20 protein-coding genes are annotated in these 20,594 nt (G+C 56.4%); 16 read left to right on the forward strand and 4 right to left on the reverse strand.

Translation table 11 applies throughout. The annotated features are described in order from the left end of the window. Positions 1-11: 11 nt before the first annotated feature. Positions 12-1,370 carry a YihY family inner membrane protein gene (locus CMO10_RS12610; RefSeq protein ID WP_297022668.1) on the reverse strand — a complete coding sequence of 453 codons (1,359 nt, stop codon included), beginning with the start codon at positions 1,368-1,370 and terminating at the stop codon, positions 12-14. A gap of 202 nt (positions 1,371-1,572) precedes the next feature. Between CMO10_RS12610 and fabI the strand changes: the two genes are divergently transcribed. The 8 genes from fabI (at position 1,573) to CMO10_RS12650 (ending at position 7,926) form a co-directional block, all read left to right on the forward strand. Beyond that, positions 1,573-2,403 carry an enoyl-ACP reductase FabI gene (gene fabI, locus CMO10_RS12615; RefSeq protein ID WP_044828517.1) on the forward strand — a complete coding sequence of 277 codons (831 nt, stop codon included), beginning with the start codon at positions 1,573-1,575 and terminating at the stop codon, positions 2,401-2,403. A gap of 106 nt (positions 2,404-2,509) precedes the next feature. Further along, on the forward strand, positions 2,510-3,613 hold the full coding sequence (gene aroC / locus CMO10_RS12620) for a chorismate synthase (protein WP_297022671.1): 1,104 nt from the start codon (positions 2,510-2,512) through the stop codon (positions 3,611-3,613). Positions 3,614-3,634: 21 nt separating this feature from the next. Next, the gene (locus CMO10_RS12625) at positions 3,635-4,021 is read left to right on the forward strand and encodes an HNH endonuclease family protein (RefSeq protein ID WP_297022674.1); all 387 of its coding nucleotides are present in this window, start codon (positions 3,635-3,637) and stop codon (positions 4,019-4,021) included. A gap of 24 nt (positions 4,022-4,045) precedes the next feature. Then, the gene (locus CMO10_RS12630) at positions 4,046-5,278 is read left to right on the forward strand and encodes a hypothetical protein (protein WP_297022677.1); all 1,233 of its coding nucleotides are present in this window, start codon (positions 4,046-4,048) and stop codon (positions 5,276-5,278) included. 182 nt (positions 5,279-5,460) lie between these two features. Continuing rightward, complete coding sequence (locus tag CMO10_RS12635) at positions 5,461-6,075, forward strand: dioxygenase family protein (RefSeq protein WP_297022680.1); 615 nt, start codon at positions 5,461-5,463, stop codon at positions 6,073-6,075. Between the two features lie 161 nt (positions 6,076-6,236). Further along, positions 6,237-6,842, forward strand: a complete 606-nt coding sequence (locus CMO10_RS12640; RefSeq protein WP_297022682.1) for a TetR/AcrR family transcriptional regulator — start codon at positions 6,237-6,239, stop codon at positions 6,840-6,842. A 60-nt stretch (positions 6,843-6,902) separates the two neighbouring features. After that, positions 6,903-7,379, forward strand: coding sequence for a DUF2269 family protein (locus CMO10_RS12645; protein WP_297022685.1), 477 nt, complete (start codon positions 6,903-6,905; stop codon positions 7,377-7,379). A gap of 118 nt (positions 7,380-7,497) precedes the next feature. Then, positions 7,498-7,926 (forward strand): GlcG/HbpS family heme-binding protein, encoded by a 429-nt coding sequence (locus tag CMO10_RS12650; RefSeq protein ID WP_044828513.1) that lies wholly within the window; start codon positions 7,498-7,500, stop codon positions 7,924-7,926. A 34-nt stretch (positions 7,927-7,960) separates the two neighbouring features. Here CMO10_RS12650 and CMO10_RS12655 read toward each other — a convergent pair whose 3' ends face one another. Both CMO10_RS12655 and CMO10_RS12660 read right to left on the reverse strand, forming a co-directional pair. Continuing rightward, complete coding sequence (locus CMO10_RS12655) at positions 7,961-8,701, reverse strand: TlyA family RNA methyltransferase (protein ID WP_297022688.1); 741 nt, start codon at positions 8,699-8,701, stop codon at positions 7,961-7,963. Between the two features lie 62 nt (positions 8,702-8,763). After that, the gene (locus CMO10_RS12660; RefSeq protein ID WP_297022690.1) at positions 8,764-9,441 is read right to left on the reverse strand and encodes a GntR family transcriptional regulator; all 678 of its coding nucleotides are present in this window, start codon (positions 9,439-9,441) and stop codon (positions 8,764-8,766) included. A 316-nt stretch (positions 9,442-9,757) separates the two neighbouring features. Here CMO10_RS12660 and dctP point away from each other — a divergent pair, with 316 nt between their 5' ends. From dctP to CMO10_RS12700, 8 genes are all read left to right on the forward strand, one after another. Continuing rightward, positions 9,758-10,765 (forward strand): TRAP transporter substrate-binding protein DctP, encoded by a 1,008-nt coding sequence (gene dctP, locus CMO10_RS12665; protein ID WP_297022692.1) that lies wholly within the window; start codon positions 9,758-9,760, stop codon positions 10,763-10,765. Positions 10,766-10,872: 107 nt separating this feature from the next. Beyond that, positions 10,873-11,562 carry a TRAP transporter small permease gene (locus CMO10_RS12670; RefSeq protein WP_297022694.1) on the forward strand — a complete coding sequence of 230 codons (690 nt, stop codon included), beginning with the start codon at positions 10,873-10,875 and terminating at the stop codon, positions 11,560-11,562. Between the two features lie 12 nt (positions 11,563-11,574). Further along, positions 11,575-12,891 carry a TRAP transporter large permease gene (locus CMO10_RS12675; protein ID WP_297022695.1) on the forward strand — a complete coding sequence of 439 codons (1,317 nt, stop codon included), beginning with the start codon at positions 11,575-11,577 and terminating at the stop codon, positions 12,889-12,891. Then, positions 12,891-14,207 carry a malonyl-CoA decarboxylase gene (locus CMO10_RS12680; protein WP_297022697.1) on the forward strand — a complete coding sequence of 439 codons (1,317 nt, stop codon included), beginning with the start codon at positions 12,891-12,893 and terminating at the stop codon, positions 14,205-14,207. The genes CMO10_RS12675 and CMO10_RS12680 overlap by 1 nt, the downstream gene beginning before the upstream one ends. Before the next feature lie 12 nt (positions 14,208-14,219). Then, positions 14,220-15,746, forward strand: a complete 1,527-nt coding sequence (locus tag CMO10_RS12685) for a malonate--CoA ligase (RefSeq protein WP_297022698.1) — start codon at positions 14,220-14,222, stop codon at positions 15,744-15,746. 236 nt (positions 15,747-15,982) lie between these two features. After that, positions 15,983-16,690, forward strand: a complete 708-nt coding sequence (locus tag CMO10_RS12690; RefSeq protein WP_297022700.1) for a YkgJ family cysteine cluster protein — start codon at positions 15,983-15,985, stop codon at positions 16,688-16,690. A gap of 100 nt (positions 16,691-16,790) precedes the next feature. Continuing rightward, positions 16,791-17,579: an SDR family oxidoreductase gene (locus CMO10_RS12695; RefSeq protein ID WP_297022702.1), complete on the forward strand. Its 789-nt coding sequence runs from the start codon at positions 16,791-16,793 to the stop codon at positions 17,577-17,579. Positions 17,580-17,825: 246 nt separating this feature from the next. Next, positions 17,826-18,521 carry a type 2 periplasmic-binding domain-containing protein gene (locus CMO10_RS12700; protein ID WP_297022705.1) on the forward strand — a complete coding sequence of 232 codons (696 nt, stop codon included), beginning with the start codon at positions 17,826-17,828 and terminating at the stop codon, positions 18,519-18,521. A 61-nt stretch (positions 18,522-18,582) separates the two neighbouring features. On the opposite strand, the gene dxs is transcribed toward CMO10_RS12700, so the two are convergent. Beyond that, positions 18,583-20,502, reverse strand: a complete 1,920-nt coding sequence (gene dxs, locus CMO10_RS12705; RefSeq protein ID WP_297022708.1) for a 1-deoxy-D-xylulose-5-phosphate synthase — start codon at positions 20,500-20,502, stop codon at positions 18,583-18,585. Positions 20,503-20,594 lie beyond the last annotated feature (92 nt).

Raw genomic sequence — 20,594 nt, forward strand, 5'->3', positions numbered from 1 at the left:
GTGATTGCCAATCAGCTGATGGTATCGGTCATCTCTTTTTGATCGATACCCGCTGTCTTGTCCTCATCCGGGTCTTTCTTGATCTGCTCGGGGATCTTGTCTTCCGGGCGCGGGGTATCAAGCAACTCGCCGACCTTCACATCAAGAACCGTCTGGCGTTTCTTTTCGAGCTCAATCAAACGTTCGCGCATGGCGACCGGCCAGCCACCATCAGTCTGCACCACCAGCAACCGGTCGTAATCGAGGAACAATCCCAAACGGGTCATCAGATCCATCAGCGAAATCCGCGACAGATCACCCGACAGCAACCAGCGATGGTTTTCCGACCGATCAATCAGCTTTTCCCGCCGTAATGCTGCCAGCGCCCAGTTCAAATCGCGCCCGCCCAGTTTGATTTCGCGCATCATCTTGCGATAGGTCGGCGGTTTGGCCGCAGTATGGAAACGCCCCTGCAGATATTCCAGAACGCGCAGTACCGCGATGATGCGTTCCATGTGGCCTGGCACCGCCCCGCGCGGATCGGGGATCAGGCCAGCCGCCCGTGCCGCGCGCCATTCAGACCGGGCCGCTGCAACCTGTGCGCCGAGCAAAATCACGATCCAGGTCAGATACATCCACAACAGGAAGATCGGCACGATCGCCACCGCGCCATAGATCGTCTGATAGGTCGGAAAGGTCGTGACATAAAACGCGAAGCCCTTTTTAAGGGTTTCGAACAAAACAGCCGCCACAACGCCGCCTGCCACACCATCAATAATCTCGACCGAGCGGTTCGGCATGCCGATAAACAGCAACGAAAACGCAATCGCCGACAAAATAAATGGTGCCAGAAATGTAAGCTGGCCGATCTGCGCACCAAGCGCATCACCGCCCACCAGATGGCGCATGGCAAAGATGTAGGACGCCAGTGACAAGCTCAAGCCAAGCAACATCGGCCCCACCGTCAGAAGCGTCCAGAACACCACCAAACGTGAAAGCAGTTTGCGCGGGCTGGTAACGCGAAACACGTCATTCATCGCGCCTTCAATGGCGGAAAGCAGCATCACCGCCGTGAGACCCAGCACAATCGTCCCGATCGCTGTCATCTGCCCGGTATTTTGCAGGAACCCGCCAAGATAATCGGTCACTTGCGCGCCGGTTTCGGGCAGGAAATTGTTCAGGACCACATCCATGATCTGGTCTTTGAACTGATCAAACACCGGAAAAGCCGACAGCACGGTCAGCGCAATGGCAAGAAACGGCACCATCGCCAGAAGCGTCGTATAGGACAGGCCAGCAGCGCGTTGCACAGATTTATCATACACAAAACGCATGATGGCATACCGCCAGAACGCCGTTCGATCAGCGAGCAATTTCTGAATTTCGGCCATTAAACGCTTATCCCCACGCATTTTCCGGTTATACTGCACCTGATCAACAAGATAGCGCGCCTGCACGCGTTATGACAGGCCAGATTGACCTTGGCCGTGCTTTGTGTAGGATGCGCAAAATGTCTAATGCCTTCTGGGCCGGTCGCGGCTTTTTTTGAATGCCTCTACCTGCCAGAGAGAGATCGTGGGAACGAGAGGAAATATGAGCCTGTCCACCGACAATATTTCGGGCCTGATGGCCGGTAAACGCGGCCTGATCATGGGCGTCGCCAACGACAAATCCATTGCTTGGGGTATCGCCCGCGCAGCTGCGGCTGCCGGTGCAGAGATCGCCTTTACCTTCCAGGGCGAAGCCCTTGAAAAGCGTGTCCGCCCGCTTGCAGAATCTGTCGGCAGCGACATCGTTCTGCCATGCGATGTGACCGACGCGGAAAGCATGGATGCCGTGTTCGAGACGCTCAAGGAAAAGTGGGGCAAGCTGGACTTTGTCGTGCACGCCATCGGCTATTCCGACAAAAACGAACTGCGCGGCCGTTATGTCGACACCTCGCCGGAAAACTTCGCGATGTCGATGAATATCTCGGTTTATTCCTTTACCGCAATTGCCCAGCGCGCTGAAAAGCTGATGTCTGCGGGCGGTTCGATGCTGACCCTGTCCTATTACGGCGCAGAAAAGGTCATGCCGCACTACAACGTCATGGGTGTCGCCAAAGCCGCCCTTGAAGCCAGTGTCAAATACCTCGCCAATGACCTTGGCCCGGATGGCATTCGCGTCAACGCGATTTCGGCTGGACCGATGAAGACGCTTGCCGCGTCTGGTATTGGTGACTTCCGCTATATCCTGAAATGGAACGAATACAACTCGCCGATGCGCCGTAACGTCACCCTTGATGACGTTGGTGGGTCGGGCCTGTATTTCCTGTCCGACCTTTCGACCGGTGTCACGGGTGAAACCCATCATGTCGATTGCGGTTATCACACCGTTGGCATGAAACAGGTGGATGCGCCCGATATCTCGGTCGTCAAAGGCTGATCGGCAAAATCGCTTATTTCCGGGCCGCCCAAAATCCTTTAAAGATCGGGCGGCCCTATTTGTCTCTGAACTATTCTTCTTACCCCTGGAATTCTGGAATTCGGTAATGGCTGGCAACAGTTTTGGAACACTTTTCCGCTTCACCACCTTTGGCGAAAGCCACGGCCCGGCCATTGGCTGTGTCGTTGATGGTGTGCCGCCCCTGCTCGACCTGACCGAGTCCGACATTCAGGAATTCCTTGAAAAACGCAAACCCGGCCAGTCGCGCTTTACCACCCAGCGCCGCGAACCTGATCAGGTCAAAATTCTTTCGGGCGTGTTCGAAGGCAAAACCACCGGCACGCCGATCGGGCTTCTGATCGAAAACGTTGATCAGCGTTCCAAGGATTATGGCGAGATCAAAAACCAGTTCCGCCCGGGCCATGCCGATTACACCTATTGGGAAAAATACGGCACCCGCGATTATCGCGGCGGCGGCCGTTCTTCGGCGCGCGAAACCGCGATGCGCGTTGCCGCAGGCGCCATTGCCCGCAAGGTACTTGGCGATGGCATCAAAATCCGTGCTGCCCTGGTCAAAATGGGCACCAAGGAAATCAACCGTGCGAACTGGGACTGGAATGAGGTTGATAACAACCCGTTCTTCTGCCCTGATCCCGAAGCTGTGCCGGTGTTCGAAGAATACCTTGATGGCCTGCGCAAGGATGGCTCGTCGGTTGGTGCGGTGATCGAGGTTGTCTGTTCCGGCGTTCCCGTCGGTCTGGGCGATCCGGTTTATGACAAGCTTGATGCCGATCTTGCCAAGGCAATGATGACGATCAATGCCGTCAAGGGTGTTGAAATTGGCAATGGTTTTGAGGCCGCCGAACTGACCGGCATTGAAAATGCCGATGAGATGCGCCTGGGCGACGATGGCAAGCCGGTCTTTGGCTCCAACCATGCCGGTGGCATTCTTGGCGGGATTTCATCTGGTCAGGACATTGTCATCCGCTTTGCCGTCAAACCGACCAGCTCGATCCTGACCCCGCGCAAAAGCATCGATATCTATGGCAAGGAAGTCGATGTCGTCACCAAGGGCCGTCACGATCCGTGCGTTGGTATCCGTGGCGTTCCGGTCGGCGAAGCCATGGCCGCCATCACGCTCGCAGACCACCTTCTGCGCCATCGCGCACAATGCGAAGGCTGGAACACGGACAAGCATTTTCCGAGCTGACGAACAAAGGGGAACCAGACATTGAGTAACGCCACGAAATTGCCGAAAGCCAAGCGCAATCAGGCAGAGGCGAAATCAGTGCTGGACGAAAATTTTCCCTTTAAGTGCTGCGCTGTTTGCGGCCTCCAGCTCAAAACTTGTTTGACTATCGCACATCTGGATCAGGACCCCACGAATAACCGGCCCGAAAATCTTGCTCGCCTCTGCCAGACGCATCATTGGATGTACGATGCAGGTCTATATCCCCTTGAAGCCATTAGACTGCTGCAAGATCATTGGCAAAAAACGAAGGGAAAGCCTGATCATAGCGCCCGTCTAAAAGGTGCTGCAAACCGTGCCGCAATCACAAAACGCCGTAAAGCAGGCGCGAGAAAAGCGGCCGCTAGCCGCGCGGCCAAAAAGACGTAGACCTCTCACGTCACAAACGGGTTTATGCCGCGTCAATGGGGCATGAACCCGATATTGCTCAAAACCCTGATCCAACTTGCTGCGTCAAACAAAAAGCCCGCCCCCACCGGGACGGTCGGCAGTGACGCGCAGCTTAAAAACCGCATCGTCCTGTTTTCGGACGAACCGGTCACCCTGCCCGACTGGGGGATTTCGGGACTGCCGTCCATGATCCTCGGGGCAGCGCCGCAAACCTGCCTGTTTGTCAGCGATCTTTCGGTCGATGGTGACGCGGATGATGCAAGCGATACCGACAACAGCAAAGATACTGCCGCATCCGGTACAACTGATGACGATACGACCAAAGCCAGCGGCACGGTTTCCTTTTCGCTCACCATCAAATCACCGCCCGCAGAAGGCAGTTCCCTTCAGGCCCGCACCATCGTCTGGAAGCTGACTCTGCCGATTGCCGGCTATCGTGATGTGCAAACCGGCGCGTCGAGTGCCGCCGTACACGCGCCGGTCATCAAATCGCGCATCAAACTGGGCGGTGTTGAGCGCGATGTCGAAATCGGCCTTCTGGAAATGACAGGCCTTGATCAGCCGCTTCTGATCGGCAAGGACACGCTGGCAGACAAATTCCTGATCCGCCCGGACCGCCCCGATGATCAGAAAGCACCCGCCCCGCCCTCGGTCGATCTGAACCCGGCCCAGCCAGAAGCACCAAAGCCGAAAGAAGCGCCGGCCCAAACACCAGCATCAAACGATACTTCTGCCCCCGCAGCTTCCCCTGCTACCACACCGGCAACCGACAGCGCGGCAGCCAAACCGGGTGCGGCCGCAGATACAGCGGCACCAACCCAGACCGACGCTCCGGCAACTTCCGACACGACACCCGCTACCAGCACCGATGATGAGACGTCCGACACGTCCACCGCAACGGATAACGCAACGCCCGCGCAATCTGCCGAGCAGCCAGCAGACAACACGCCAAAGCCGGAAGCAGAAGAACCTGCATCGAACGATACGCCAGCGCCCACATCAACCAACGCGACAGACGAAAATACAGCCCCTGACGCCTCCAAAGAGAGCGACACTGCAGACAGCACCAGCGACACGACAACCACCGACGCGACACCAACAACCGATACGTCGAGCGAACCGGAAGACACCCCTGCGCCTACAACGCCGCCGGCAGAACCAGCGGCGGACACAACCCCGAAACCAACCGAGGCCCCTGAGCCAAAACCGGCCGAGCCCGAACAGAATCCGGCCTGATCCCGCATACAGTTTTCAAGCGCCTGACCCCTTGCGTCACCCCTTCCCCGGGTGGCGCATTTTTTTAGTGGATAGCGGTCATTTTTCTCGTCTTCTCACCTTGTAGTTTCGCCGCGCGACCACATCTGTACCCCATAACAAAAAATACAAACCAAAATGCGGTTGGTAACAAGGCAAGACCAATGACAACATCTCTGGATCTATCCAGCCTGTCGCGCAGGTCTGCGCTCAAGGGCTGGTTTGCCGCAGGCTCGGCAATGATCGGCAATACCATTCTTTCACCTGTCGCTTTCGCCAGTGACAGAACCCTGCTCGCCACCCCGGCCTGTGGGGAGGATATCGGTCCGACACGCTCCATGACCGAAGGCCCGTTCTATAGCGAAAACCCGCCAGAAAAGCGCAACTTCCGCACCGAGGCCGGCGGCACGCCCGTGACCTTGTTGGGGTATGTGCTAAATGCTGCCTGCACGCCGATTGCCAACGCGATTGTTGATCTTTGGCATGCAGATTCTGACGGGCGTTATGACAATCAGGGTTTCAATATGCGCGGCTATCAGCGCACTGATGCCCAAGGCCGCTATTATTTCGATACCATCCGCCCGGCCGAATATGCCGGACGCACGCCGCACTATCACGTCAAGATCACCCCGCCCGATGGCCGGACGCTGACGACACAACTCTATTTCCCGGAAGAACCGCGCAACGAGCTGGATCATCTGTTTGACAGCGCGCTTCTGATGAACATGCATCCTGCCAGTGACGGCGAAATCGGTCGGTTTGACTTCGTTCTGGCCTGACCGAGCTTATCAGCCTGATCTAGCTATACCCGTGCATCCTGAACACCCGCCCCGTTCCGCGGCCTGATCCATTTGAAAAAACGTGATTTTTGGTCTTGCGCCGGTTTGTGTCACGCTTTAATGTTAACGAAGTTAACATAAGAAAATCGAGATACGCGCATATGTCCAAGTATCACCACGGTGATGTCCGAAACGTCCTTCTACAACAAGCTGAAAACATCCTGATCGACGAAGGCCCGGCCGGGCTGTCGCTTCGGCGTCTGGCACGGCTGACCGGTGTGTCGGAAGCCGCCCCCTATCGCCATTTTGACGGCAAGGATGGCATTTTGGCGGCAGTCGCCATTAGCGCCTTTGAACGGTTTGCCGAACAGTTGGAAGTTGCTGCCGCCAGTACGGAAAACCATGAAGAACGCGTCATGGCTTTGGGCGCAGCCTATGTGCAGTTTGCCGTTGAAAACCCGCAGCATTTCCGCCTGATCTTTGGACGAGAACGCCCGCCACTCGATCAATACCCGGAACTGCGCGATGCGGCCGATAACGCCTTTGACGTTTTGCAGCGCGCGGTCACCTCGGTTGATCGCAAGGCCGAGATGACCCTGACCGAAGCGGCCACCGCCTATAACCGCGCCCTTGCCGCCTGGAGCCGTGCACACGGCATCGCCATGCTGGTGATTGATGGCATGATCGTCCCGCCCGCCGATCAGGAACTGTCAAACTTTGTTCTGGGCCTTCTGGCAGAAGATCTGACCATCCCTGCCAGCGCGTAGAACCTGATCATACTCCCGCATCCATTATTGGCATCTGCCTGCAACCAACCGGAATTTCAGATGGAATATTCAACCGTCAAACTCATTCACGTTCTTGGCGCCATCCTGTTTTTGGGCAATATCATCGTCTCCGCCGTCTGGAAAATTCAGGCAGACCGCACCAATGACCCGGTCGTGATCGCCTTTGCCTGCCGCCTGATCAACATCACCGATCTGGCTTTCACCACCCTGGGCTCGGTCCTGATCATCATTGGTGGCATCGGGCTGTTTCATGCCACGGGCATCGCACTTTCCGATGCGCCCTATCTGATTTACGGCATCAGTCTGTTTGGCATGGCGGCAATGCTATGGCTGGCGGGGCTTTTGCCGCTTCAGATCTATATGTCAAAGATCGCAGCCAAGACCGTCGCAAATGGCGAAACCGAAATGCCGGATGCTTACGAGAAATGCCGCAGGCTATGGAACATGGTCGGTCGGATCGCCATCCTGTTTCCGTTAGGTGCCCTTTATCTCATGATCATGCGTCCGGACTTCTGAGCGACAGACAGGCACGCCGTGCCTTCCACCATACGGAAAGCCGTTTTATCTGATTGATCGGCTTTTGGCGCTGCCCGTAATATGCCGCGAGTTAAAATAAACACCCGGGAGAAGTACGATGCTGACCATCAAACGCCTGTCCATTGAGGATGCCTATATCCTGATCGAAGGGGCGCGCAACCGTGCCAACGAAATCGGGGTTCCGATGTGCATCGCGATCACCGATGAATCAGGCGTGCTGATCGCGTTCGAACGCATGGATGGCGGCAAGGTCACCAGCACTACCATCGCCCAGGACAAATCCTTTACCGCATCGGGCGCGCGCAAGGGCACGCATGAATACGCTGCCGCCGCACAGCCGGGCAAACCGGCCTATGGTATTGATTCGGAAATTGGCGGCCGCCTGTCGATTGTTGCCGGTGGTCTGCCGGTCTTTGTCGATGGCGAATGCGTTGGCGGCATCGGGGTTAGTTCCGGCACCCCGCCGCAGGATCAGGACTGCGCCCAGGCAGGCCTTGATTTCTTCCTGAAGAAAATCGGCAAGTAATCTGATGATCGTTGGCGGAAGATCGGCCTTCTGATCAGGCCGTTTTCCGCCCGCAGATCAGAAATTCGACATTGCCTTCTGGGCCCGTGATCGGGCTTTTGGTAATGCCAAGCACCTCCCAGCCCGGAAGGTTTGCCAGCCAGTCGGAAATGGTATCGCAGACTTCCTGATGCAGTTCCGGTTCGCGGACGACACCCTTTTTCCCGACCCGTTCCTTGCCGACTTCAAATTGCGGCTTGATCAGCGCGATCAGATAGCCGCCATCCTTGACCCGCTCCATACTGGCCGGAAGCACGGTGCGAAGCCCGATGAAGCTTGCATCGCACACAACGATATCAATGGCATCGGGGATCTGTTCTTCGGTCAGATGGCGCGCATTGGTCTTTTCCATGACGACAACGCGGTCATCGTTGCGCAGCTTCCAGTCAAGCTGCCCCTGCCCGACATCAACGGCATAGACCTTGGCCGCCCCGTTCTGAAGCAACACATCGGTAAAACCACCTGTCGAGGCCCCGACATCGACACCGATGAAACCGGTGACATCGATCTCGAATTCAGCCAGACCCTTTTCAAGCTTGAGGCCGCCGCGTGATACCCACGGATGGGGCTGCCCGCGCAGCGTAATGGAAATGTCTTCCTTGCACGGCATGCCCGGCTTATCGAGCCGTTGCTCGCCGCTAAAGACATTGCCTGCCATGATGAAAGCCTGCGCCTTGGACCGGGTTTCCACCAATCCGCGTTCCACAAGCAACTGATCCAAACGTTTCTTTGCCATGAGCGCGTTTTAACCCACCCACTGCAAAAGGTCACGCATTTGGTCGCAGTTTAAAACGGGAATTAGCTGGCCAACGGCTCAAGGTACCCACGCGGCACAATCGCAAGCAAATCATTAAGCGATTCGCCCTGAACTGCCACATGCTGCTGCATCAACTTGCCAGCGGTATCCGCCTCGCCATTGGAAATGGCGCTGAGGATATCGGCATGTTCATTATTGGATGTCTTCAAACGCCCGGGGCGATGCAGCTGTAAGCGACGATACGGTGCCAGCCGGTTGCGGACATTCTTGGTCTGGCGTTCAAGGAAGCTGTTTCGGCATCCGGCATAGATCGCCTCGTGGAAGCGGACATTGGCCTCGTAATAGGCATCGGCATCCGCATGATCCTTAAGCGCGTTGCATTCATCCGATAGCGCAATCAGGTTGTCGATATCCACGCGTGGCATACGGCGCGCCGCCAGACGTGCACACATGGCCTCCAACTCGGCCATGACTTCAAACATCTCGATCAATTCGGCAACGGTGATAGAGGCCACAATGGTGCCCCGGCGCGGCATGGTCGCAACCAGCCCCGACCCGGCAAGGGTTTGAAGTGCTTCACGAACCGGCGTACGCGATACGCCAAAACGCTCGCTTAAGGAACGCTCATCGAGTTTGTCGCCGGGCTTGAGCACACCGGTCACGATATCGCGTTCAAGTTTCTGGACCAGATCGGTGGCAAGCTTTCCGTTTTGCGACATGTGCGCCCTCATTCATCATCCCCTACTGGTATACCAGAACACATATTCTGGTACCAATCAAAGCCTTTTCGATGCTGCTTTGCGGGGATTTCCTGCTGCATCGCAAAAGTTCACCCGCAGTTTTCCCGGACATTGCCGCAAATACTAGGGCGCGGATTTGTGGCACTGCAAAATGCCTTTCTGGTATACAAAATTGCATAGACAGCATGCCAGAAATCTGTAACGCTTTTAACCAATGCGAAGACCGCATCAATAAAAAGACGCGCAAAAGCCGTCACAATGCACTTAAAACGCATGCTTCATCCGGGAGGAAAAGATGAAGATTTTCAAAAAGACTCTTACGGCGTCCGTCGCCGCTATCTCCATGTCTGTTGCTGCCTTTGGCATGTCCGCATCTGCTGGTGCCGAGACTCTCAAGCTGTCTCACCAGTGGTCGACCAGCGACATCCGTCACAAGGTTGCACAGATCGTTGCCGATGAAGTCAAAGCCGCAAATGTTGATCTGGAAATCCAGATCTTCCCGTCCGGTTCCCTGTTCAAGGCAAAAGAACAGTGGACCCCGATGACACGTGGCCAGCTCGACATGATCGTGTATCCGCTGGCTTATGCCGGTGGTCGCGTTCCGGCTGCGAACCTGACCCTGATGCCGGCACTGGTTAAAAACCATGACCACGCCAACCGCATCAACGAATCCCCGTTCATGGGTAAAATCGAAGAACTCCTGAACGAAGAAGGTGTTGTAACGGTTGCCAAGGGCTGGCTGGCTGGTGGCTTTGCCTCGACCAAGGGCTGCATCCACAAGCCGGAAGACGTAAAAGGCCTGCAGATCCGTGCAGCTGGCAAGTCGTTCGAGCAGATGCTTGAAGGTGCCGGTGCATCCATCGCCGCAATGCCGAGCTCGGAAATCTATCCGGCCATGCAGACCGGCGTTCTTGATGCGACCAACACCAGCTCATCGAGCTTCGTGTCCTATCGTATCTACGAACAGGTAAAATGCTACACCCCGGCGGCTGGCAATGCCCTTTGGTTCATGTATCAGCCGGTTCTGATGTCGAAGAAGAGCTACGACAAGCTCAATGACGCACAGAAAGAAGCCCTGGCTGCTGCTGCGAAAAAGGCCGAAGAGTACTACACCACCGAAGGCCGCAAGCAGGACTCTGACAGCATCGACGTTTTCAAGGAAAACGGTGTTGAAATCGCTGATCTGAGCGATGACGATTTCGCTGCATGGCAGAACCTTGCCAAGGAAACCTCTTACAAGAAGTTCGTTGAAGAGACCCCGAACGGTCAGGAACTTCTTGATATGGCACTTGCGGTCAAGTGATCGACTCTTGACGCGAAGTGATGGTGGTGCCGGCGCTTCCGGCACCACCCCATTTCCCAAAAATATAAATAAACAGACCAATACGGTTCCGTCAGAGGAGAACGCGCGTGTCGAACGCCATGTCCCCGCACCCACTTCCGATTGATCTGCCTGACGAGTTCACGCAGACACCAAGTGCGTCGCATTCCGTTAAATCAGATATGCCTCCCCCGCCTGATGTCGAGCCGATCGACCATCAACACGCCATGGCCGCAAACCGGTCGCAAGCGCCGAAGGGCCCGCTTGATGGGGTGATTGCTACCATTCATTTCCTGTCGCGCATTTGCGGCATTGCATCGGCAAGCATGTTTGGCATTGCCATGCTGATCATCTGTCAGTTGGTCTTCATGCGCTATGTGCTGAACGAATCAACTGTCTGGCAGACCGAAGCCGTGATCTTCCTGATGATCGGCGCAACGCTGGTTGGTTTGCCTTATGTCCAGCTGCTGCGCGGTCACGTCAATGTCGACCTCTTCCCGATGTATCTCAAGCGTGGCGCACGCATGACGCTTGCCATCCTGACCCTTGCCTGCGGCATGGCGATCAGCGCCCTGTTTGGCTTCTATGGTCTGGAACTGGTGATCGAAGCCTATGAAGGCGGCTGGCTGTCCGAGACCATCTGGGCGGTTGCGCTCTGGAAACCCTATACCGCGTTGCCAATCGGGTTCGGCCTGCTGTTCCTGCAGTTCTTTGCCGACTTCCTGGCCCTTGTTACCCGCAGATCGACCCCGTTCGATATTCACGACGAAATCTATTAAGGAGGCCGCACCATGGATCCCTTGCTTCTTGCGGCCATCGTTGGCATCGCAACCACACTCGTTCTTTTCTCCGGCATTCCGGTCGGTATGGGCCTTCTTCTGGTCAGCGTCGGCTTCATCATCATCTTTGATGGCACCGGATCGCTGCCGCTTCTGCCTGAAATCCTGTTTGGTAAACTCGAAAGCTTCGAAGTCCTTGCCATCCCGATGTTCATCCTGATGGGGGCGGTCGTTGCATCCTCGCGTGCAGGTGGTGACCTTTACTCGGTTCTCGATCGCTGGCTGACGCGTGTTCCGGGCGGGCTTGTGATTTCAAACCTTGGTGCTTGCGCCATCTTCTCTGCCCTGTCAGGCTCGTCGCCTGCGACCTGTGCCGCGATTGGCAAGATGGGCATTCCGGCCATGCGCGAACGCGGCTTCCCCGATACGGTTGCAGCCGGTTCGATCGCAGCTGGCGGTACGCTTGGCATTCTGATCCCGCCAAGTGTCACCATGATTGTCTATGGCATCTCGACGGAAACCTCGATCGGGCGTCTGTTCCTGGCCGGTCTGCTGCCGGGCCTGCTGGTAACGGCACTGTTCATGGCATGGTCGCTTTATTCGACCTGGCGTCAGGGCAATGCCCAGGCTGCCCTTGGCGTGATCAAATACAGCTGGAAGGAAAAGTTTGAAATCCTTCCGCGCGTCCTGCCCTTCCTTGTCATCATTGGTGCGGTTCTATTCGCCCTTTATGGCGGTGTTGCCACCCCGTCCGAGACGGCTGGTGTGGGTGCGCTGTTCTGCCTGATCACGGCGATGATCGTTTATCGCATGTGGAAACCGGGCCAGATCTGGAACGTCATGCGTGACACCACCAAGGAATCGGTGATGATCCTTCTCATCATCGGGGCTGCGGGCCTGTTCAGCTACATGCTGTCATCGCTGTTCATTACCCAGTCGATTGCACAGTGGATTTCAGCCCTTGAGGTCAACCGCTGGGTCCTGATGGGCTTCATCAATGTGTTCCTGCTGATCAGTGGCTTCTTCCTGCCGCCGGTTGCCGTGATCCTGATGAGCGCACCGATCCTGCTGCCGGTGATCATCAATGCCGGTTTCGATCCCTACTGGTTTGCCGTGATCCTGACGATCAATATGGAAATCGGCCTGATCACCCCGCCGGTTGGTTTGAACCTTTATGTGATCAATGGCATTGCCCCGGACATCCGTCTGCAAAGCATCCTTAAGGGCGCGTTCCCCTATGTGATGTGCATGATCGCGGCAATCGTCATTCTGTGCTTCTTCCCGCAGATCGCCACCTGGCTTCCGGAAACCATCATCGGAGGACGCTAATGTCAGGCATGTCTGTCAAAAGCTGGCTTTCAAGCATTGCCGACCGTGGTCGTGAACTGCTTGATCTGCCGATCTCGACCCCGCAGGAGCCGCTCAAGCAGCTCGGTGCCATGTGCAAGGACCTTGTCTCGCAGAAGGGTGAGGCACGTGGTACCGCGGTTGCCCGCGAAGTGGTTCGTCTTTGGGAAAACCTGCCGGAAGATGACCATCTGGCCTTCTTCCAGATGATGCAGAACGACTTCAGTGCAGACCGCACCAAGGTTTCCAAGGCGGCCGAGGCCTTTGCCAAGGATCCGTCGGAAGCCAACCTTGCGGTTCTGACCCAAACGTCGGAGCCGGTCCGTCAGGAACTCCTGCGCAAGATCAACATGGCACCGGGTGGTACGCGTGCGATTGTCGATATGCGGGAAACCCTGATCGGGCTTCTCAAGAACAATCGCGATCTTGAACCGCTTAATGCCGATATGCAGCATCTGCTGACCAGTTGGTTCAACCGTGGTTTCCTTGAACTGCGTCATATCGACTGGGACACCTCGGCAGCCATCCTTGAAAAACTGATCCGCTATGAAGCGGTGCATGAAATTCAGGGCTGGGAAGATCTGCGCCGCCGTCTGGCGACCGACCGGAAATGCTTTGCCTTCTTCCATCCGGCGATCCCGGATGATCCGCTGATCTTTGTTGAGGTCGCGCTGGTCCATGGCCTGGCCGATAGCGTTCAGGCGCTTTTGGCCCCGGAAATTGACGAAAAGGCACCGGAAACCGCCAACACTGCGATCTTCTATTCGATCAGCAACTGTCAGGCCGGGCTCAAGGGGATTTCCTTTGGCAACTTCCTGATCAAACAGGTGGTCGAGGAACTCAAACGCGAATTCCCGCAACTCAAACAGTTTGCCACCCTGTCGCCCATTCCGGGCTTCATGGGCTGGTTGCGCACCCGTCAGAAAAGCAAGGCCGACGATGCCGATCTTGCCGGTCAGGTCCTTGAAGGGCTGAGCGAAGATGACTGGGTCAATGATCCGGTCAAGGTCGCGAACCTCAAAAAGCCGACCTTAGCACTGTGTGCGACCTATCTTGCGACCTGCAAACGCGGCAAATCACCGCTCGACCCCACCGCGCGGTTCCATCTGGGCAATGGTGCACAGCTTGAACGCCTCAACTGGCTTGGCGATACGTCGGACAAGGGCCTTCGTCAGGCTGGCGGCATGATGGTGAATTACGCCTATCACCTTGATGATATCGAGAAAAACCACGAAGCACTGATGAATGACGGAAAGATCGCCACATCGAAATCCGTCGCACAGCTTGCCGGAATTTAAACAGGTATGACCATGTCAGATAATCTTCTTCAAACATTTCTGGACCGTTTTCCGGCCGACAAATCCCGCACTTTCCTGATCGAACGCGATGGTACGGAGCGCAGCTTCGCCTGGCTTCTTGATCACACGGGGCGCTATGCATCCGTCCTTGCCGCCCACGGTGTGGTCAAGGGCGACCGTGTCGCCGCCCAGGTCGACAAATCATCAGATGTGATCGCGCTTTATCTTGCCTGCCTGCAGCTTGGTGCCATTCACCTGCCGCTTAACACCGCCTATACCGGTGATGAAATCGCCTATTTCCTTGGTGATGCCGCGCCGCGCGTCTTTGTCTGCCGTCCGGCGCATATCGATGCGGCCAAGGAACTCGGTCACAAGAATGATGTTGCGGCCGTCCTGTCGCTCGGCTCAAACGGCGATGGCAGCCTGAATGACGAGGCCGCCAATGCCTCCGCCATGACCGACATTGTCGCGGCCGACAAGGACGACGTTGCTGCGATCCTTTATACATCGGGCACGACGGGCCGCTCCAAGGGCGCGATGCTGACCCATAACAATCTGGGCTCAAACGCCAAGACCCTGCATCAGGCATGGGGCTTCAAGCCGGGTGATACGTTGCTGCATGCCCTGCCGCTGTTCCACACCCATGGTCTGTTTGTGGCCATCAACATCATGTTGATGAATGGGGGCAAGGTGATCCTGCTTCCGAAGTTCGATGCAGACGACGTGATTGAACGCCTGCCGCAATCAACCGTGCTGATGGGTGTTCCGACCTTCTATACCCGCCTGCTTTCTCATCCGCAGTTTAACAAGGATGTTACCGCTAACATGCGGTTGTTCGTTTCGGGCTCCGCCCCGCTTCTGGCGGAAACCCATGATGCGTTCTTTGAACGTACCGGTCACAAGATCCTTGAACGCTATGGCATGACCGAAACCTGCATGAACACCTCCAACCCGCTTGATGGTGAACGCCGTCCGGGTGCTGTTGGTCCGACCCTGCCGGGGATCGAGGCACGCGTGTGTGACAAGGATGGCAATGTTCTGGGTGCTGGTGAAATCGGCGTACTGGAAGTCCGTGGCCCGAACGTTTTCAAAGGCTACTGGCAGATGCCGGAAAAAACCGCGTCCGAGTTCCGCTCTGATGGGTTCTTTATCACCGGTGATCTCGCAACCATTGGCGAAGACGGTTATGTCACCATCGTTGGCCGCGACAAGGACCTGATCATTTCCGGTGGCTTTAACGTCTATCCCAAGGAAGTCGAAGAAGTCATCGCCGAGTATGACGAGGTTGACGAAGTCGCGATCTTTGGCCTGCCCCATCCCGACTTCGGCGAAGCCGTTGCCGGTGTGATTGTGGCTGCCAATGGCGATCAGGCCGACCCTGAAGCCATCATCAAACGCACCCAGGACAAGCTTGCGAAATTCAAGGTGCCCAAGCGTATCTGGGTGATCAAGGAACTGCCGCGCAACACCATGGGCAAAATCCAGAAGGCCCAGTTGCGGAAGGAATACGAGGATACCTTTACCTCCCCTGCTGCATAACGCGTTGCAGCCAAAACTCCCGCTGCCTAACCCGCAGCACCCACGGGTCTTTTCGACCCGACTTCCCGGCCGGATTTATCTGGCCGGTTTTTTTTGCGTCAACTGCACCAAATTGAACTGACGTATAAGGTTATGTAATTGTTAGGGAACTAACGTCAAAGATGCTAAATTAGAAAAACAATAACGAGCACGCTGCAGGCTAGTCCGACATACCAGAACGAGAGTAACTGGCATTGATGACGAAGCTTGATGACGCCATAGACCGGATTTCGCACAACATCGCCCAGACCGGTGCCCTGACCGCCGAGGCATCCCGTCGTTACGAGCAGATGTTTGGTGATTTCCGAACGGAGCTTGACCGCACCCTTGATGCGGCAGACACGCTTGCCGACGCCGCCCGGGCCACAATGGCCATGCTGGAACAGGCATCCACCCTTCTGCGCCAAAGCTTCCCCAACCCGGCCCCACGAGCGTGTCGCGATCAATGCAGTGCCTGTTGCCACCTGTTTGTCAGTGTCCCGCCCGGCGTTACCGACCTGATCGCCGCCCACATTCAGGCAAACTTTTCCGAACCGCAAAAGCTGGCCCTGCTCGATCAGCTCAGGACTGCTGCGACCGAGATCGAGCAATTTACGAAAACCAGCGAAGTCCGCGCACGCTGCCCGCTTCTCGATACCGATGATCGTTGCAGCATCTATGAACTTCGCCCGCTGACCTGCCGCGCCTTCACCTCGGCCGATGCAGGACTGTGTCACGCCATGGTCTTTGGTGACAGCGCACAACAAACCACGCGCATTGATCAGGATCCCGGCCATTACCGCCTGCATATCGAGGCGACCGAGGCCCTGCAAAAGCTCGCCTCCCGGCGCGGTCTTGACGATCGGCAGGAAGGTTTTGTCCATGCCTTGCTGGATCGGCTTGAAAACGGCATAACAGCCGCCTGATCGCTTCGCCTTGCAATTTCGCGCGAACAAGACCATTTCCCGAACGTTCCTTATGGGTCGGGTATCCACCTGACCTTGCATCACAACACATGGGGCAGACATGCTACATCCGTCCGCACAAGCACCGCGCGTGGCCTTTGTCACCGGTGGGGCCCAGGGTTTGGGTCTTGGCATTTCAAAGCATCTTCTCGGTCTTGGCTGGAAGGTCGCGATGTTTGATCTTGATGTCGATGCGGGCGAAGAGGCACTTGCAAGCCTGACAGACGATGAACGCGACCGCACCCTGTTCCTTAAGGGCGACGTCGCGACCGAGGCCGACATCAAACTTGCCGTGCAGCAATGCTTTGACCGGTTTGGCCGGATTGATGGCCTGATCAACAATGCCGGCATTGCCGATCCGCATGCACCGGGTGTCGAAGACCTTGAATGGGATCAGTGGCAACGCGTGATCAATGTCAATCTGGGTGGTGTGTTCCTTGCCACCAAACACGCGACACAGCATCTGGGTGCGACCAAGGGCGCGATTGTCAATATCGCCTCCACCCGCGCTTTTCAGTCAGAGGCCAATACGGAATCCTACGCCGCATCCAAAGGCGGCATCGTCGCCCTGACCCATGCCCTTGCCGTCAGCCTTGCCGGTGATGTCCGGGTCAATGCCATTGCCCCGGGCTGGATTGAAGTCGGTGACTGGCAGAAAAAGGCCAACAAAACCGACCCCGATCACAGTGATGCGGACAAATCCCAGCATCCTGTGGGCCGGGTGGGCACACCCAAAGACATCGCCCAAGCCGTCAGTTTCCTGCTGGATCCTGATATGTCCGGCTTCATGACCGGCGAAACCATGCGCATTGATGGCGGCATGACCCACAAGATGATTTATGTCGACTAGGTCGTCTTGGGGCGTCTTCGCCTGAATCACTTGCGATTTGACGCCCCTTGTTCTTCTGCACTACCATCCGTATATGCGATGTGAATTTCACTATCCATTCGGTCAGGAGCAGACGTGCAGCACGGGCAAGGCTCCAACACGCAAAAACATGACCACCTGAAACACTGGCTTCGGGGATGTCGTTCTGTTCGCCACTCACTTTCCGGGATAAGTCTTGCGGCCCTCCTGATTGCGGCTGCAATCGGCATGGCGTCACCGGCAGATGCAGAAACCGAAACCACGGACGAGGCAAACACCATTGTCGTTCTGGCGATTGATTATCCACCGCTGATTGGCGAAAAGCTTGCGAACTTTGGCCCGATCTACGAGCTGATGGATACCTACGCCAAGCTGCATTTTGACACCATGATCCATCCGCGTTTCATCCCGCCGGCGCGCGCACAGAAAATCGTTCATGATGGCGACTGGTGCCTGACGACCTATCCGCCCATTTCCAAAGAGGTCGAGGCCGTCTTTGTCCCGCTGATGGAAGGCAACATCCGGCTTGGTCTGTTGCGCGAACGCAAACCCGAAATTTCAGGCCCCTTCACCTGGGACAGCCTTAATGAATTGCGCGGCAAAAGCATCACCATCCTGCGCTCAAACATCAAAACCGATTTTCACAGACGACTCAAGGATGCCGGGATTGATGTTGTGGAGGTCGAAAGCATGCAACAGGGCATCGATCTTTTGCTGAAACATCGTGTTGATTACGCACAGGCAGATAATATCAGCTATCTCTCGTTTCCTGCCGACATCCGAGAAAAGCTTGAACTGTCCACATCATCCCTGTTTGAGACCCGCGTCGGGTTTTACTTCAACCGGGTCTGTCAGGACCGCCTGTTCAAGGCCGGTCACATCCCGCCCGAAGACAGCTTCCAATCCGATATCCTGACAAGATAAAAGCAGCACAACCGTCCGGTCATACTGCTTTTCAATGTCTTGGATTTATCCGGCGAAAGGATCAGGCGCGTGCCTTGCTCTCGCTCATGCCAAGCGCGCCAAGCGCGGTCTTGACGATGGCCTTGGCATCAAGCCCGGCCTTCTCGTACTGGATTTCCGGCTTGTCATGATCAATCAACGCATCAGGCAACGCCATGGTGCGGATCTTAAGGCCGTTATCAAGCAATCCCTGCCCTGCCATATGCTGCAGAACCATTGCGCCAAAGCCGTTGATCGAACCTTCTTCGATGGTGATCAGGACTTCATGATTGCGTGCCAGATCGGCAATCAATTCGTGATCCAGCGGCTTGGCAAAGCGCGCATCGGCAACCGTTGCAGGCAAGCCCCGTGCAGCCAGGTCTTCGGCAGCAAGCATCGCCTCGGCCAGACGCGTGCCATAGGACAGGATGGCAATCTTGCCGCCTTCACGCAGAATGCGACCCTTACCAATCTCAAGGACTTTGCCCTCAGCTGGCATTTCAACGCCAACACCCTCGCCGCGCGGATAGCGGAACGCAGATGGTCGATCATCAATTGCCCAGGCGGTCGTGGTCATATGCACCAGTTCCGCCTCATCGGCTGCGGCCATCAGAACAAAGTTCGGAAGGCAGCCGAGATACGCAATGTCATACGCCCCGGCATGGGTCGCCCCGTCGGCACCGACCAGACCGGCACGGTCCATGGCGAAACGCACAGGCAGGTTCTGGATCGCGACATCATGTACGACCTGGTCATAGCCACGCTGCAGGAAGGTCGAATAAAGCGTGCAGAACGGTTTGTACCCTTCGCACGCCATCCCGGCGGCAAAGGTCACCGCATGCTGTTCGGCAATCCCGACGTCAAAGGCACGATCGGGGAAATGATCAGCAAAGATATTCACGCCCGTGCCCGACGGCATGGCGGCGGTGATGGCGGTAACTTTCTCGTCCTTCTCGGCCAGCTTGACCAGCGTTTCGCCATACACCTTGGTATAGCTTGGCGCGTTCGGGGTCGGCTTGGCCTGCTTGCCGGTGACGACGTCAAACTTGGCAACGCCATGGTATTTGTCGGCGGCGTTTTCCGCCGGGCCGTAGCCCTTGCCTTTTTGGGTAACGGCATGGATCAGAATCGGACCATCAACATCGGCATCGCGAACGTTTTTCAAAACCGGCAACAGATGATCCATGTTGTGACCATCAATCGGCCCGACATAGAAGAAGCCCATTTCTTCAAACAGGGTCCCGCCGGTCACCATGCCACGGGTATATTCTTCAAGCTTGCGCGCGGCTTCTTCGATCTGGCGCGGCAGATGCTTGGTCAGGCCCTTGGCCGCATTGCGAAGCCCCTGATAACCCTTGCCCGAAATCAGGCGCGACAGATAACCCGACATCGATCCCACCGGCGGGGCAATCGACATGTCGTTATCGTTCAGGATCACGATCAGGCGCTGATCGGTGGCAGCGGCATTGTTCATCGCCTCATAGGCCATGCCCGCACTCATCGATCCGTCACCAATGACCGCAATCACGTTCTTGCGTTTGTCGTCCGACAGCTGGTTGGCAACCGCCATCCCAAGCCCGGCCGAGATCGAGGTGGAGCTATGCCCGGCCCCGAACGGATCATATTCAGACTCGGACCTCTTGGTGAAACCGGATAATCCGCCGCCCTGACGGATCGTGCGGATACGATCACGACGCCCGGTCAGGATTTTATGCGGATAGCACTGATGACCGACATCCCAGATCACGCGATCATGGGGCGTATCAAACAGGTAATGGATCGCAACGGTCAGTTCGACCACACCAAGCCCGGCGCCAAGATGGCCGCCGGTGACCGATACGGCATCAATCACCTCGGCGCGCAATTCGTCTGCCACCTGCTTCATCTGGGCAGGCTGCAATTTGCGCAGCTCGTCAGGGGTGTTGATGGTATCCAGCAGCGGGGTCTTGGAGGTCGTGCTCATTCCGATCTCGATTTTCAATTTTTTATATGGCGTTGGTTACAACAGGGTGACTGTTATGGCGCCATGTTGCAAGCTGCGTAAAATAGCGGGGT

The organism is Thalassospira sp., from assembly GCF_002709775.1.
In the GTDB taxonomy this organism is placed as follows: Bacteria; Pseudomonadota; Alphaproteobacteria; order Rhodospirillales; family Thalassospiraceae; genus Thalassospira.